This is a genomic window from Streptomyces pilosus (assembly GCF_014649835.1).
GTDB classification, from domain to species: Bacteria; Actinomycetota; Actinomycetes; order Streptomycetales; family Streptomycetaceae; genus Streptomyces; species Streptomyces pilosus.
This window is the reverse complement of the sequence record NZ_BMTU01000008.1, coordinates 26757-42835: the sequence shown is the minus strand read 5'-3', so window position 1 is coordinate 42835 and position 16079 is coordinate 26757. Positions and strand designations below refer to the sequence as shown.

10 protein-coding genes are annotated in these 16079 nt (G+C 74.5%); 9 read left to right on the top strand and 1 reads right to left on the bottom strand.

Translation table 11 applies throughout. The features are described 5' to 3' along the window. The first annotated feature begins 162 nt into the window (after positions 1 to 162). The 9 genes from rimP (at position 163) to IE118_RS20580 (ending at position 12534) form a co-directional block, all read left to right on the top strand. A complete protein-coding gene (gene rimP / locus IE118_RS20620) occupies positions 163 to 684 on the top strand; it encodes a ribosome maturation factor RimP (protein ID WP_189559459.1) in 522 nt (173 codons plus the stop codon). A 2-nt stretch (positions 685 to 686) separates the two neighbouring features. Then, on the top strand, positions 687 to 1673 hold the full coding sequence (gene nusA / locus IE118_RS20615) for a transcription termination factor NusA (RefSeq protein ID WP_189559458.1): 987 nt from the start codon (positions 687 to 689) through the stop codon (positions 1671 to 1673). A 101-nt stretch (positions 1674 to 1774) separates the two neighbouring features. Then, positions 1775 to 2056, top strand: coding sequence for a YlxR family protein (locus tag IE118_RS20610; RefSeq protein ID WP_189559457.1), 282 nt, complete (start codon positions 1775 to 1777; stop codon positions 2054 to 2056). Positions 2057 to 2242: 186 nt separating this feature from the next. After that, on the top strand, positions 2243 to 5317 hold the full coding sequence (infB, locus tag IE118_RS20605; protein WP_189559456.1) for a translation initiation factor IF-2: 3075 nt from the start codon (positions 2243 to 2245) through the stop codon (positions 5315 to 5317). 188 nt (positions 5318 to 5505) lie between these two features. Further along, positions 5506 to 5802 carry a DUF503 domain-containing protein gene (locus tag IE118_RS20600; protein ID WP_189559663.1) on the top strand — a complete coding sequence of 99 codons (297 nt, stop codon included), beginning with the start codon at positions 5506 to 5508 and terminating at the stop codon, positions 5800 to 5802. 49 nt (positions 5803 to 5851) lie between these two features. Next, complete coding sequence (gene rbfA / locus IE118_RS20595) at positions 5852 to 6301, top strand: 30S ribosome-binding factor RbfA (protein ID WP_189559455.1); 450 nt, start codon at positions 5852 to 5854, stop codon at positions 6299 to 6301. Then, positions 6298 to 7203, top strand: coding sequence for a tRNA pseudouridine(55) synthase TruB (gene truB, locus IE118_RS20590; protein ID WP_189559454.1), 906 nt, complete (start codon positions 6298 to 6300; stop codon positions 7201 to 7203). Before rbfA ends, truB begins: the two co-directional genes overlap by 4 nt. A gap of 457 nt (positions 7204 to 7660) precedes the next feature. Continuing rightward, entirely contained in the window at positions 7661 to 11401 is a 3741-nt protein-coding gene (locus IE118_RS20585; RefSeq protein ID WP_229846879.1) for a trypsin-like peptidase domain-containing protein, read from the top strand. A gap of 176 nt (positions 11402 to 11577) precedes the next feature. Continuing rightward, positions 11578 to 12534 (top strand): bifunctional riboflavin kinase/FAD synthetase, encoded by a 957-nt coding sequence (locus tag IE118_RS20580; RefSeq protein ID WP_189559453.1) that lies wholly within the window; start codon positions 11578 to 11580, stop codon positions 12532 to 12534. 84 nt (positions 12535 to 12618) lie between these two features. Here the strand turns inward: IE118_RS20580 and IE118_RS20575 are convergent, their stop codons facing one another. Continuing rightward, positions 12619 to 15891 carry an SCO5717 family growth-regulating ATPase gene (locus IE118_RS20575; protein WP_189559452.1) on the bottom strand — a complete coding sequence of 1091 codons (3273 nt, stop codon included), beginning with the start codon at positions 15889 to 15891 and terminating at the stop codon, positions 12619 to 12621. Positions 15892 to 16079: the final 188 nt, after the last annotated feature.

The window sequence follows — 16079 nt, the reverse complement described above, 5'->3', positions numbered from 1 at the left end:
GACCGCTGGCCCGCGATCACGGTACCCGGGCGTCCGCCCCGCGGCCGTCAGCGGCACCCTCCCCGACCGGGGTGGACGGCAACACCCCCCGCAACCGGATACCCTTTGATGCAGACACGCGCACCGTCCCACAACAGCACACGCGGCCGAGGAGTCACCCGGATGAGCACCACCCAGAGCGAGAGGCTTCGAGAACTTCTGGAACCGCTCGTCAGCTCCCAGGGCCTGGATCTCGAGGAGATCGCCGTGGACGCGGTCGGCCGCAAGCGTGTGCTGCGCGTCGTCGTCGACTCCGACACCGGTGCGGACCTCGACCGGATCGCCGATGTGAGCCGCGCGCTCTCGGCGAAGCTCGACGAGACGGACGCGATGGGCAGCGCGGAGTACACCCTCGAGGTCGGGACCCCGGGCGCCGAGCGCCTCCTCACCGAGCACCGCCACTACCTGCGCGCCACCGGCCGCCTGGTGCGGTTCCAGCTGACCGGTGACGACGAACTCGTCGCCAGGATCACCGGGGTCGACGACGAGGGACTCGACGTCGAGGTGCCCGGAGTGAAGGGCCGCAGGCCCACCACGCGCAGACTCGCCTTCGACGACATCGCCAGGGCGCGCGTCCAGGTCGAGTTCAACCGCAAGGACGACGCGTCCGACAAGAAGAACGACAAGAAGGAAGAGGAGGCGTAATCGTGGACATCGACATGAGTGCTCTTCGGCTCTTGGTACGGGAGAAGGAGATCTCCCTCGACCTGCTGGTCGAGGCGATCGAGTCGGCCCTCCTCATCGCCTACCACCGCACCGAGGGAAGCCGCCGGCGCGCTCGCGTGCAGCTCGACCGGGAGACCGGACACGTGACCGTGTGGGCGAAGGAGGACCCCGAGGACCTCGAGGAGGGCCAGGAGGCCCGCGAGTTCGACGACACCCCGTCCGGATTCGGCCGTATCGCCGCCACCACGGCCAAGCAGGTCATCCTGCAGCGCCTGCGCGACGCCGAGGACGACGCGACGCTCGGCGAGTACGCCGGCCGCGAGGGCGACATCGTCACCGGCGTGGTCCAGCAGGGCCGTGACCCCAAGAACGTGCTGGTCGACATCGGCAAGCTGGAGGCCATCCTGCCGGTGCAGGAGCAGGTGCCCGGCGAGACCTACCCCCACGGCATGCGGCTGCGGTCGTACGTCGTCCGGGTGGCCAAGGGTGTGCGCGGCCCGTCCGTCACCCTGTCGCGCACGCACCCCAATCTGGTGAAGAAGCTGTTCGCCCTGGAGGTGCCGGAGATCGCCGACGGCTCCGTGGAGATCGCCGCCATCGCCCGCGAGGCCGGTCACCGCACCAAGATCGCCGTCCGGTCCACCCGGTCGGGTCTGAACGCCAAGGGCGCCTGCATCGGCCCCATGGGCGGCCGTGTGCGCAATGTCATGGGCGAGCTGAACGGCGAGAAGATCGACATCGTCGACTGGTCGGACGACCCGGCCGAGATGGTGGCGAACGCGCTGTCCCCGGCCCGGGTCTCCAAGGTGGACGTCGTCGACCTGGCGGCCCGCTCCGCCCGCGTCACCGTGCCGGACTACCAGCTGTCCCTGGCGATCGGCAAGGAGGGGCAGAACGCCCGCCTGGCCGCCCGTCTGACCGGCTGGCGGATCGACATCCGGCCCGACACCGAGCAGACCGGGGAATAGATCCAGGCCGCGGTGGGCTGAGATTACGACAGCTTTGTCCGCGGCGGTGTTCGATTCTTGCCCCGAAGGGGTGAGGTCGGTCCGGGGAGGTAGACTGAGGAGTGTCTGGCCGGACACGAGCTGGCGTATGCCCCGAGCGCACCTGCGTGGGGTGCCGGGAGCGAGCGGTCAAGAACGAGCTGCTGCGGATCGTGGCGATCGAGGACGCGTGCGTCCCGGATCCTCGCGGTACGCTGCCCGGCCGGGGTGCGTACGTGCACCCCGCCCCGGTCTGTCTCGACCAGGCGGTACGCCGCAGGGCGTTTCCCAGGGCGCTGCGCGTCCCGGGACCGCTCGACGTAAAGGCGTTGCGCCACTACGTCGAGCAGGCACAAGGTTGCTGAGCAGCGGCTCCGCGCCGGCTGGGCAAGCAACACGGCATGAACATGCCGCACGGAAACCCCCGTGCGGTCTGGTACCTCGCGAGTCGAAAGCAGGTCGAGATTGCGATGAGCACTCGATGAGTACGCGATGAGTACGCCCATGAACTAGCGACGGTCCGGACGCAACCCGGACCTCAGAGGAGCGAAGTGGCTAAGGTCCGGGTCTACGAACTCGCCAAGGAGTTCGGCGTGGAGAGCAAGGTCGTCATGGCCAAGCTCCAGGAACTCGGTGAATTCGTCCGTTCGGCGTCTTCGACCATCGAAGCGCCCGTAGTACGCAAGCTGACAGACGCCTTCCAGCAGGGCGGCGGCAACGGCAAGTCCGCCGCCAAGCCCGGTGCGCCCAGGAAGGCCGCCCCCAGGCCCGCAGCGCCGTCCCCGGCGCAGGCTGGGGGCCCCTCCCACGGCGTCAAGCCGGTGGGGGATCGTCCGGCTGCTCCGAAGCCGCCGGCGCCCAAGCCCGCCGCGGCGCAGCAGCCCGCGGCCCCGTCGGCGCCCTCGCCGGCGGCCTCCGGTCCGCGCCCGACGCCGGGCCCGCGGCCCGCGCCGCGTCCGGCTCCGGCGGCCCCGGAGTTCCAGGCCCCGCCCGCGGCGGCGGCGCCCGCCCCGTCCGGGCCGAAGCCCGGCGGCGCGCGCCCCGGTGCCCCCAAGCCCGGTGGCCGTCCGGCCGGTCCGGGCCAGGGTCAGGGTGGCCAGGGCGGTCGTCCGGCCGGCCAGGGCCAGCGTCCCGGTGGCGGCGCTCCGCGTCCGGGTGCCCGCCCGGCCGGTCCCCGTCCCGGTAACAACCCGTTCACGTCCGGTGGCTCCACCGGCATGGCCCGTCCGCAGGCCCCGCGCCCGCAGGGCCAGCGTCCCGGCGGTCCCGGTGCCCCCGGCGCCGGTCCCCGTCCCCAGGCCCCCGGTGGCCAGGGCGGCGGTCCGCGTCCGCAGGCTCCGGGCGGGCAGCGCCCGACGCCGGGCTCCATGCCGCGTCCGCAGGGCGGTCCCCGTCCCGGCGGCGGCCCCGGCGGCCCGCGTCCGAACCCCGGCATGATGCCGCAGCGTCCCGCTGCGGGCCCCCGTCCCGGTGGCGGCCCCGGTGGCCGCGGTCCCGGTGGCGCGGGTCGTCCCGGCGGTGCCGGTCGTCCCGGTGGCGGCGGCGGCTTCGCCGGTCGTCCCGGCGGCGGTGGCGGTGCCGGTCGTCCCGGTGGCGGCGGCGGTTTCGCCGGTCGTCCCGGTGGTGGCGGCGGCTTCGGCGGCGGCGGTGGCCGTCCCGGATTCGGCGGCCGTCCCGGCGGTCCCGGTGGCCGCGGTGGCACGCAGGGCGCCTTCGGCCGTCCCGGTGGTCCCGCGCGTCGCGGCCGCAAGTCGAAGCGGCAGAGGCGCCAGGAGTACGAGGCCATGCAGGCCCCGTCGGTCGGCGGCGTGATGCTGCCTCGCGGCAACGGCGAAGCCATTCGCCTGTCGCGCGGTGCCTCGCTCACCGACTTCGCGGAGAAGATCAACGCCAACCCGGCGTCGCTCGTCGCGGTCATGATGAACCTCGGCGAGATGGTCACCGCGACCCAGTCCGTCTCCGACGAGACGCTCCAGCTCCTCGCGGACGAGATGAACTACACCGTTCAGATCGTCAGCCCGGAGGAGGAGGACCGCGAGCTGCTCGAGTCCTTCGACCTGGAGTTCGGCGAGGACGAGGGCGACGAGGAGGACCTGGTGGTCCGCCCGCCGGTCGTCACCGTCATGGGTCACGTCGACCACGGCAAGACCCGCCTCCTCGACGCCATCCGCAAGACGAACGTCATCGCGGGCGAGGCCGGCGGCATCACCCAGCACATCGGTGCCTACCAGGTCGCGACCGAGGTCAACGACGAAGAGCGCAAGATCACCTTCATCGACACCCCGGGTCACGAGGCGTTCACCGCCATGCGTGCCCGTGGTGCGCGGTCGACGGACATCGCGATCCTCGTCGTCGCGGCCAACGACGGCGTCATGCCGCAGACGGTCGAGGCGCTCAACCACGCCAAGGCCGCCGAGGTCCCGATCGTCGTCGCGGTCAACAAGATCGACGTCGAGGGCGCGGACCCGACCAAGGTGCGCGGTCAGCTGACCGAGTACGGCCTGGTGGCCGAGGAGTACGGCGGCGACACCATGTTCGTCGACATCTCCGCCAAGCAGGGTCTGCACATCGACAGCCTCCTCGAGGCCGTCATCCTCACCGCGGACGCCTCGCTCGACCTGCGGGCCAACCCCACGCAGGACGCGCAGGGCATCTCGATCGAGTCCCGGCTCGACCGCGGCCGCGGTGCCGTGGCGACCGTCCTCGTCCAGCGAGGCACGCTGCGGGTCGGCGACACGATGGTGGTGGGCGACGCCTACGGCCGCGTGCGCGCCATGCTCGACGACAACGGCAACAACGTCGCCGAGGCCGGCCCGTCGACGCCGGTCCAGGTCCTGGGCCTGACCAACGTCCCGGGTGCGGGCGACAACTTCATCGTCGTCGACGAGGACCGTACGGCCCGTCAGATCGCCGAGAAGCGCGCCGCCCGTGAGCGCAACGCCGCGTTCGCCAAGCGCACGCGCCGCGTGTCGCTCGAGGACCTGGACAAGGTGCTCAAGGCCGGCGAGATCCAGCAGCTGAACCTGATCATCAAGGGTGACGCTTCCGGATCGGTGGAGGCCCTCGAGTCCTCCCTGCTCCAGCTGGACGTCGGCGAAGAGGTCGACATCCGCGTCCTGCACCGCGGCGTCGGTGCGGTCACGGAGTCCGACATCGACCTGGCGATGGGCTCCGACGCCATCGTGATCGGCTTCAACGTGCGCGCCGCGGGGCGTGCCGCGCAGATGGCCGAGCGCGAGGGTGTGGACGTCCGGTACTACTCGGTCATCTACCAGGCGATCGAGGAGATCGAGGCGGCCCTCAAGGGCATGCTCAAGCCGGAGTACGAGGAGGTCGAGCTCGGCACCGCGGAGATCCGCGAGGTCTTCCGCTCGTCCAAGCTCGGCAACATCGCCGGTGTGCTCATCCGCTCCGGCGAGGTCAAGCGGAACACCAAGGCCCGGCTCATCCGCGACGGCAAGGTCATCGCGGAGAACCTCAACATCGAGGGCCTGCGTCGCTTCAAGGACGACGTCACCGAGATCCGCGAAGGCTACGAGGGTGGTATCAACCTCGGAAACTTCAACGACATCAAGGTCGACGACGTCATCGCGACGTACGAGATGCGCGAGAAGCCGCGGGCGTAACACCCCACGGTGCACACCGGCCGGCGGGACCTCGGTCCCGCCGGCCGGCTCGTGTGTGCGGGGGGAGCGATCCGGCGGGCGCAATATCCGTCGATCGCCGCACCCCCTTCGATGTACGGTTCTGGTGTCCCTGCCCACCACGGATGGCGGGGCCGCCTATCCCGTACCGGCGGGTGAACCGGTTGCACATGTATGTGGGGACGCTGTCCTTCGACCTCCTCCTCGGCGACGTACATTCGCTGAAGGAGAAGCGCTCCGTCGTCCGCCCGATCGTCGCCGAGCTCCAGCGCAAGTACGCGGTGAGCGCGGCCGAGGTGGACCACATGGACCTCCATCGCAGGGCCGTCGTCGGCCTGGCCATGGTGTCCGGTGACGCGGGGCACCTGAGAGACGTACTGGACCGGTGCGAGCGGCTGGTCGCCGGGCGCCCCGAGGTGGAGCTGCTGTCCGTCAGGCGGCGCTTCCACGGCGAAGACGACGACTGACGACCACAGCCCAGAAACACGCAGACAGGAAAGAACGGGAGACGGACCAGTGGCCGACAACGCGCGGGCGAAAAGGCTGGCGGACCTCATCCGAGAGGTGGTGGCCCAGAAGCTGCAGCGCGGGATCAAGGACCCGCGGCTCGGCTCGCACGTCACCATCACGGACACCCGGGTCACCGGTGACCTCAGGGAGGCGACCGTCTTCTACACCGTGTACGGGGACGACGAGGAGCGGAAGGCCGCCGCGGCGGGCCTGGAGAGCGCCAAGGGCATCCTGCGCTCCGAGGTGGGCCGGGCGGCGGGCGTGAAGTTCACGCCGACCCTGACCTTCGTCATGGACGCCCTGCCGGACACGGCACGCAACATCGAGGACCTCCTCGACCGGGCGCGCCAGTCCGACGCGAAGGTGCGCGAGGCGTCCGCGGGCGCCCGGTACGCAGGCGAGGCCGACCCGTACCGCAAGCCGGAAGACGACGAGACGGACGACACCTCCGAATGACCCAGAAGCACACCGCGCCCGACGGCCTTGTCATCGTCGACAAGCCGTCGGGCTTCACTTCGCACGACGTGGTCGCCAAGATGCGCGGCATCGCCCGCACCCGGCGCGTCGGCCACGCCGGCACCCTCGACCCGATGGCGACGGGAGTCCTCGTCCTCGGCATCGAGAAAGCGACCAAGCTCCTCGGTCACCTCGCGCTGACCGAGAAGGAGTACGTCGGCACCGTCCGGCTCGGGCAGAACACGCTCACGGACGACGCCGAGGGGGAGGTCACCTCCTCCACCGACGCCTCCGCGGTCACCCGCGAGGCCGTCGACGCCGGTGTCGCCCGGCTGACCGGCGACATCATGCAGGTGCCGTCCAAGGTCAGTGCCATCAAGATCGACGGAGTGCGGTCGTACAAGCGCGCCCGGGAGGGCGAGGAGTTCGACATCCCCGCCCGTCCGGTCACCGTCTCGTCGTTCTCCGTGTACGACGTCCGGGAGGGCGTCGCCGCGGACGGCACGCCGGTGCTGGACCTGGTGGTGTCGGTCGTCTGCTCCTCGGGCACCTACATCCGCGCCCTCGCCCGCGACCTCGGCGCCGGTCTCGGCGTCGGCGGCCACCTCACCGCGCTGCGCCGCACCCGCGTCGGCCCGTACAAGCTGGACTCCGCCAGGACGCTGGAGCAGCTCCAGGAGGACCTCACGGTGATGCCCGTCGCCGAGGCGGCCACGGCCGCCTTCCCGCGCTGGGACGTCGACGAGCGGCGGGCCAGGCTGCTCACCAACGGGGTGCGGCTGGAGATGCCCGAGGAGTACGCCGGATCCGGCGCCGTGGGCGTCTTCGGTCCCCGGGGCCGCTTCCTGGCGCTCGTCGAGGAACAGCGGGGGAAAGCCAGGAGCCTGGCCGTCTTCGGCTGACGGGCGGGCGGGCCGGAGGTCCGCCCGTGGAGCGGCGTCACGGGGATGGACATGCCGCCGCTCCACGGTCCCCCTCGGTTCCCCCACCCCTAGGGTCTATCCCTTCCCGCCCGCCCGTTCACCCGTAGGTGCGGGCGCTCGGAGTGAACCGGGGGAGCGGAAGGGGGCGCGTTCGCCGGCCGATCTGTGCCGCTGATCATTTCGGGCCTAAGGTCACAGACCAGGGCGCGGAAGTACGGCGGGAGGCACCAGGATGCCGTCACGAATCGGATCCCGTGAGGAGCGGGACGTCCCGGGCAGCCCCGCGGTTTCCAGCGGGGCCCCGGGGACCTGCGACTTTCCGCGACCCCGGGACCGCACGGACTCCTCCGACGGCGGGAGGGACCCGGGGCGCACGGAGCCGTCCGGGCGCCCCCGACCCGCCTGGGCCGCCTCGGAGCCGTCCGCCGGGGCCCTCATGAGTCTCCGGGACGCCTCGGGGGTCTTCGACGCCCCGGGACCGCCGTACCCGCTGGGCAGCCCGGCCGGCCTCCACGGCACGCCCGACGGCAGCCCGGCCGCTCCCGACCGGTCCGTCGACGACGGTCTGGTCCGCCTGCACGATCTCGCCGGCCGCCCGCGCGGCACCGGATTCGTCGCCGACCACCACGGCACGGTGATCACCAGCCACGAAGCGGTGGACGGCCTGCCCCGGCTCGTGCTGTCCGCTGCCGGGAACCGCCACTGCGTGGTGACCGCCGACGCCGTCACCCCGCTGCCCGCGCTCGATCTGGCCCTCGTGCGTACCGAAGGGCTGGGCGTGACGCCACTGCCCGTCTCCACCCGGAGCGGCGTCGGGAGCGGCACCTACGTCTGGATCGCCGCCGGGGGGTGGCGCGAGGCGCGGGTGCTGGGCACGACCGCCGTCACCTACACCGCCACCGACCGACCGTATCCCGTCGCCCACGCCCTGGAGCTGGCGGTCGGCACCGCGGGCCGGGACGCGCTGCGGCTCGGCGGCGGAGCCGCCGGCGGACCGGTGCTCGACGCCCGCACCGGCACCGTGCTCGGCGTCCTCGGCACCGCCCTCCGCTCGGCCGGCAGTGACGTGGGCTTCGCCGTGCCGCTTCCCCCGACGGCTCCCGCCCTCGCCGGACTGCTCGCCGAGAACGCGGCGACGGTGCCCGCCCACGGGACCGACCTCAATCTCGCCGGACTGGTGGAACTGACGGCCGCGTGGAACGAACTCCAGCCCGCCGCCCGAGGGTTCACGGCCGGTTCGACGGAGCGCACGGCCGCTCCGACCGGGCGTTCGACCGCTCCGACGTGGCGCACGACCGGATCGCCCCTCCCGGCAGGGTCCACCCGGAGCGCCACGCACCCGGATGCCGGCGCGGCCGGGTACGAGGCAACCCCGGCGCGACTCGCGCACCTCCCAGCCGGGTTCACCCCGGACACGGTCTTCGCCGCCGTCCCTCCGGCAGAACCGGCGGTCCCGTCCGTGCGGGGGGAGGCAGCTCCGAGTGTCCCCGTGGAGTGCGTCGAACGGACCGCCGTCCTGGCGGAGTTCGCCGCCTTCGAGCGGGGCGGCGCCACCGTGCTGGGCCTCGTCGGGGACCCCGGCAGCGGCCGCAGCACGGAGCTCGCGGCACTCGCCACCCGCCGCCGGCGGGACGGACACCCCACCCTGATGCTGCGCGGCGCCGACCTCCGCGAGCACGACCGCTCCCTCGCGGACGCCGCCCGCCGCGCGCTGGACCGCGCCGCCGCGGCCGTCGCCGCCACCCGCGTCCCCGTCCCGGCCACGCCGGACGCCCTCGGTGATCTGCGCCCGGAGCGTCTCGCCCGGCTCGCCCGCACCGCCGGACGCCCCCTGCTGCTGCTCCTCGACGACCCCGAGCACATGCCGCCCGGCCTGTTCCACCGCCTCCCGGAGTGGACCGCCGGCACCACACGGTGGCTGCGGGACGCGGGCGTGCGGCTGGTGGTGGCCTGCCGCGCCGAGTACTGGGAGGAGGCGGGATGGCCCGAGGAACTGCTGCACCGCGCGCAATGCCGGGCCGACGGGCTCCCTCCGTGCGTGACCCTCGGCGACCTCACCCCCGAGGAGGCCCGCGACGTCCGCGCCCGCCACCGCATCCCCGAGGGCGCCGTCACCGGCACCGACGCCCGCCATCCGCTCACCCTGCGCCTGCTCGCGGAGATCAGGTCCGCCCTCGCCGGCGACGCCCCCGACGTCCCCGTCCGGCGTGAGGACGTGCTCTCCGCCCACCTGGACCTGCTGTGCCTGCGGATCGCCACCCGCCTCGCCGCCGAGCACGGACTGCGCGGCACCGCCGTCCGGCGGCTGGCGGCCACGGTGGCCGGACGGGTCCACGAAGCGGCCCGCCGCGCCCTCGGCACGGGGCACGGCGGACTCGACCGGGAGGCGTCCGAGGCCCTGTTCCCGCCCGGTGCCGACCCCGAGCGGCCCGGCGGGCCCGGCACCGGCTGGGCCGCCGCCGCACTCGCCGAGGGACTCCTGGTCCCCGCCGGGTCCGGCCACCGGTTCGCCCACCAGGAGCTCGCCGACTGGCTCCAGGGCCTCCACCTCGACCTGGACGGCGCCCTGCGCGCCCTGGTCCACCACGGCCACCGCACCCCGCCGCCCACGGAGCCCCTCCCGCACCACCGCGTCGGGCCCGTCGCCGAGGCCCTGCTGCTCCTCGCCCGCCGGCACGGCACCGACCGCCTCGCCTCACGCCTGGCGGACCTCACCCACGCCCTCGACGCCGACCCCGGCTCCTGGTGGGCCGCCCGCCTGCTCACCACGACCCTCGCACGCGTGCCCGACGCGACCCCGTACACCGGTGTGCTGCGCCTGCTGACCGACCGGATCGTGGCGTGGCGGGAACAGCGCCGGACCGTCCCGCCGGAGCTCGGCCCCGCCTTCTGGACCGCGCTCCGGCTGCCCGTGGAGGCGCGCTGCGCCCTGCTGCGCCGCCTGGTCCACGCCGACGGCCCCCCGTGCGAGAGCGGACCCCGTTTCCTGGACGCCGCCGCCCGGCTGCTCACCACCGACCCCGTCGCCGTACTGCCGTACCTGGTGCGCTGGTTCGAGGACGAGCGGCCGCTGCCGGCCACCCCGCACGCGACCGTCGCGACGGCCGCGCAGGCGCTGCTGCACACCCACCGCCACGAGGCCCTGGACGCGCTGACCGACGCCCTCGCCGACAGCGCCCACCGGCGCGCCGGGCAACTGCTGACCGTACTGACCGAGGAGGAGCCCGCGGCGATGTGCCGGGCCGCCGACCGCTGGGCGCGCGACGAACGCCCCGCCCGCCGGGCCGCGGCGATCACCTACGGCCTGCGGGCCGCGCCGTACGCGCGCGACGCGGCCGACCGCACCCTGCTCAGGTACGCGGCCCTCGCCGTGCTCGTCCGCGCCACCGACCGGGAACTGCACGGCGGGGCGCTCGCCCTCCTCGTCCGCGACCCCGACAGCAGGGACCGCCATCTCACCCGGGCGCTGGCCCACTTCGCGGACGGCGACCCCCGCATCCCGCCGAGCGCGCTGACCGACGCCCTCGCCACCCACCCGGAGCCCGTCCTCGACGCCTTCCGTACGAGGCTGGCACGGGCGGCGGACCCGGCCGGCACCTTCCACGCCCTCGCCGACGCCACCACCCCCGCCCTCGCCCGCGACGTCGCCGCCCTGCTGCGGGACAGCACCGAACGGCGGCCCGAGCTCACCGGGACCGTGGCCGCCTACGCCGACCGGAGACTGGACCACGGCGGCCCCGCCGACCGGGCCGTACTCCGCGCCCTGCTCACCGGCCTGCTCGACGACGGGCCGCAACCACTCCGGCTGGTCCTCGCCGGGGTCCTCACCGCCCCCGGCACCCGGGCCTCCCGCCCCCTGCGCCGCGAACTGCTCGACGCGCTCCTCGCCCGCGAGTCCGACCCCGCCGTCCTCGAAGCGGTGCTGCGCGCCGCCGCCCGCACTCCCGGCCCCGAGCCGCGCGTCCTCGTCCACCGCACCGGGCTGCTCCTCGGCCGCAGCCCCGAGGGCGCCGCCCGCTTCGAGCGCTGCCTGACCGACCTGGGCCGCCACGTACCCGGGTTCGCCGTCACCGTGGCCGGCTGGCTCGCGGACGCCCCGCGCGCCTGGGCCCCGCTCGTAAGCCCCGCGACGCGGCGGACGATCGAGGACCTGGCGGGCGCGGGAGCCCCCGCCTGACCGGCGTCCCGGAGTGCACGGGCGCCCCCGCCTGATCCGCGTCCCGGCGTGCACCCCGTCACACAGTGACCATGCCGATGCGGGCGGACAGCATGCGGCATGGCACCCTTAGACCTGCGCAGAGAAGTCCGCGGACCCGGGTCCGTCCGGCAAGGTTTCGACAAGGAGCAGGCACAGTGCAGCGCTGGCGTGGCTTGGAGGACATCCCCCAGGACTGGGGGCGCAGCGTCGTCACCATCGGCTCCTACGACGGAGTCCACCGCGGACACCAGCTGATCATCCGGCATGCGGTGGAGCGGGCCCGCGAGCTGGGCGTCCCGGCCGTCGTCGTCACCTTCGACCCGCACCCCAGCGAGGTCGTCCGCCCCGGCAGCCACCCCCCGCTGCTCGCACCGCACCACCGGCGCGCCGAGCTGATGGCCGGCCTCGGGGTGGACGCGGTCCTGATCCTCCCCTTCACCACCGAGTTCTCGAAGCTGTCCGCGGCCGACTTCGTGGTCAAGGTCCTCGTCGACAAGCTGCACGCCAAGGCGGTCGTCGAGGGCCCCAACTTCCGCTTCGGCCACAGGGCCGCGGGCACCGTGGACTTCCTCGCCGAGCAGGGCGGGATCTACGACTTCGACGTCGAGGTCGTCGACCTGTACGTCAGCGGTGAGGCGGGCGGCGGCGAGCCGTTCTCCTCCACGCTCACCCGCCGCCTCGTCGCCGAGGGCGAGGTCGGGGGCGCCGCCGAGATCCTCGGCCGTCCGCACCGGGTCGAGGGCATCGTCGTCCGGGGCGCCCAGCGCGGCCGCGACCTGGGCTACCCCACGGCCAACGTGGAGACGCTCCCGCACACCGCGATCCCGGCCGACGGCGTGTACGCCGGCTGGCTGCACGCCCAGGGCGAGGCCATGCCGGCCGCGATCTCCGTCGGCACCAACCCGCAGTTCGACGGCACGGAGCGCACGGTCGAGGCGTACGCCATCGACCGCGTCGGCCTGGACCTGTACGGCCTGCACGTCGCCGTCGACTTCCTGGCCTTCGTCCGCGGGCAGGCGAAGTTCGACACGATCGAGGGTCTGCTGGAGCAGATGGCCGAGGACGTCCAGCGCTGCCGGGAGCTCGTGGCCGCGGCCGCACCACCGGCCTAGCCGGACTCGTACGTGCCGGAAGCGGCCCCTCGCGAGGGGCCGCTTCCGGCGTTCTCGGGACGGTGACGCCGCCCGTGCGTGGGCCTACTGCGGGCCGGGCTGCGGGGGATGGGGCTGCCCGGGGACCTGCGGGTACTGCTGCCCGGGCGGCACCGGCGGCTGTCCCGGGTGGGCGTAGTGCTGCCCGGGCGGCGGCTGCTGGGGGTACGGGCCCGGCTGTCCGGGCGGCTGCTGCGGGTACGCGTCCGGCTGTCCGGGCACGGCCTGACCCGGAACGTACGGCTGGCCGGGGACCTGCGGCCGGCCGGGGACCTGCCCGCCCGGCAGCGGCGGGGCGGCGACCGGCGGCGGGTTGCCGTCGGAGGTCCACAGCCCGTGCGACTGCTGGTGGCGGACGAAGTCCTCGGCGACCAGCGCGGCGAGGTTGAAGTACGCCTCCCGCACCCTCGGCCGCATCATGTCGAGGTCGACCTCCGCACCGGCGGCCAGATGTTCGTCGAACGGCACGACGACCACGCCCCGGCAGCGGGTCCGGAAGTGCGCCACGATGTCGTCCACCTTGATCATCTTGCCGGTCTCGCGCACCCCGGAGATGACCGTGAGGGACCGGGAGACGAGCTCCGCGTACCCGTGCGCGGACAGCCAGTCCAGCGTCGTACTGGCACTGCTCGCACCGTCCACCGACGGCGTGGAGATGATGATGAGCTGGTCGGCGAGGTTCAGCACACCCCGCATGGCGCTGTAGAGCAGACCCGTACCGGAGTCGGTGAGGATGATCGGGTACTGCTTGCCGAGCACGTCGATCGCGCGCCGGTAGTCCTCGTCGTTGAACGTCGTGGACACGGCGGGGTCGACGTCGTTGGCGATGATCTCCAGACCGGAGGACGCCTGCGAGGTGAACCGCCGGATGTCCATGTAGGAGTTGAGGTACGGGATCGCCTGGACCAGGTCACGGATGGTGGCCCCGGTCTCGCGCCGCACCCGGCGGCCGAGCGTCCCGGCGTCCGGGTTGGCGTCGATCGCGAGGATCTTGTCCTGCCGCTCGGTGGCGAGCGTGGAGCCGAGCGCGGTCGTCGTGGTCGTCTTGCCGACACCGCCCTTGAGGCTGATGACGGCGATGCGGTAGCAGGACAGCACCGGCGTGCGGATCAGCTCCAGCTTCCGCTGCCGCTCGGCCTCCTCCTTCTTCCCGCCCAGCTTGAAACGCGACCCGCCGGACGCGGGCCGGCTGCTCTTCGCCTTCTGCTTCTTGCTGTTGAGCAGCCGGTCCGACGACAGCTCCACGGCGGCGGTGTAACCGAGCGGTGCGGCACCGGGGTTGGTCGGCTGCCGCTGGTCGTGCCGGATGGGCTGCGGCCAGGCGGCACCGGCCCGCGGGTCGACGGGCTGCTGCGGCACCTGCTGCCCGGCCTGCGGGGGCTGTGCCTCCGGGTGCTGCGCCTGCGGCGGCACGCCGGGGTGCTGGGGCTGCTGAGGCTGCTGGGGGAAGCCGTAACCACCGGGCTGGGCCGGGGGAGTCGGTGCGGCACCGGCGGGCGGGAAACCGTAACCCGCTTCGGGGGCCGACGGGTTCACCGGCGGCTGGGCGGGCGGCTGCTGGGGCGCGGAGGCGCCCGGCTGCGGGAAGCCGTAACCGGCCTGGGGGGACGGCGGGTTCGCGGCCGGGGGAGTGGGGGCCGCGGGAGCGCCGGGGTGCGGGAGGCCGTGTCCTGCCTGCGGGCCGGGCGCGGGCGGCTGGGGGACCGCACCGGCGGGCGGGAAGCCGTACCCGGCCTGCGGGGCCTGCGGGGCCTGCGGGGCCTGCGGGGCGGCGGCCGGCGGCTGGGCGGGCGGCTGCGCGGTGGGCTGCTGGGCGACGGCGCCGGGCTGCGGGAAGCCGTAACCGGGCTGCGCGGCGGGCTGGTGCCCGGGCTGGGCCGGAGCGGCCGGCGGCGGGTTCCAGGCGGCGGGCGCGGGCTGCGGCGCCTGCGGCTGGAACGGCGGCTGCCCGGCCGGGACGGCGGGCTGGTCCTGCGCTGCCCCGGGCTGCGGCTGCGCCGGTGCCTGCGGCGGCTGTACCGGCCACTCGGTGGCGGGCGCGGGCGCGGCGGGGTACGCCGTCGGGGCCGGGGGCACCTGGGGTGCCGGGGGAGTCCAGGCGGGCGCGGCGTCGGCCGGTGCCGGGACGGCGTCCCGGGGGCCGTCCTCGTCACCGGACGCGGCGGGAGCCACGTCGGCGGACGCAGGTCCGGGCACGAGCGGCTCGGCGTCCTCCGGCTCGGGCACCCGGGCCGGCACGTCCTCCGCGGGCACCGCGTCCTCGGGCTCGGCCTCCGGCTCCGCCGCCGAGGCGTCGCCGGTCCCGTCGGTCACCGGCGCGCCGGGTTCCTCGTCGTTAGTGTCCGCGTGCGCGACCGCGTCCCCGGTGGGGGAACCGACGCCGGCCGCGGCACCGGAGGGCTCGTCGGCCTCCCCGGTCTCCGCCGGGCTCCCGGCGTCACCGGGCCCGTCACCGGGGGCAGCCCCGGCTTCCGCGGGCTCCGCCGGGACCTCCTCGCCGGCGGCCGCCGGACCCTCGCTCCCACCGGGGGCGCCGACGTCGGCCGCGGCCTCGCCACCGGCGGCGGCCCCCGCGTCCGCGGTGACCCCCGCGTCCGTCGTGGGGTCCGCGTCCGCGGTGGTGCCCGCGTCCGCGGACACCTCGTCGTCCGCCTCGCGCTGTGCGATCTCCCGCTTCAACGCGGCGGCGGAGAAGCGGATCGTGGCGCCGCTCTCCAGATCACCGTTGCCGGTCACCTCCGGCTGTCCCGGCTGCTCGGGGGAGGCCTGCGGCGCGGACCACGGCGACGGGACGCCGTCTCCCGTGCCCTCCGGCGGACCGGCGGGAGCCACCGCACCGGGATCCGGGCCCCCGGCGTCCGGCACGGCGTCCGCCTCCGGGCGCTGCGGTTCGAACCCGCTTCCCACCGGAAGCCTGGGCACGGCCACCGGCGGCCCGGACGGCGGCGCGGGAGGAACGAAGGGACCGCCCGGCGCGGACGCCGGGTCGGGCGCCCCCGTCGCGTGCGGCGGCGGGACAGGCCCGGGCAGGGGCGGAACGGGCCCCCCGGCGGCCGGCGCCGCGGGCGGCTCGACGGGCGGGGACGCCGGAAGGTGGGGTGAAGAGGACGGGGAGGCGGAACCGGGGGAATCGGAGGGACCGGACGACGAGGACGACGCCCCCGGGCCCGAACTCCCCGCGGCGTTCTGCGTGTACCAGGCCGGCGGCGCGTAGTCGATGGTGAACTCGCCCGTTGTCTCGATGGCTGACTCCGCGTCGGGCTGGTCATCGCCGGGTGTGGCCCAGCCCCCGCGCGTCCCGTCCCGATCGCTGCTCACAGTTCCTCCTGATTGGTCGTGCACCCTCATGCCGCGCTGCGGCGACCGTGTCTGTCGTCCGGCGTACTTCGCGGTGGTCCTGAGCCGGTCGAGGTCGTGCGGGATCCTCCGGCGCCGCCGGTCTTCCCCGCCCTCTCCCGGGACGCCGCCGCCCGGTTCACGGGTTCCGGCGTCACGCCCACTCCCAG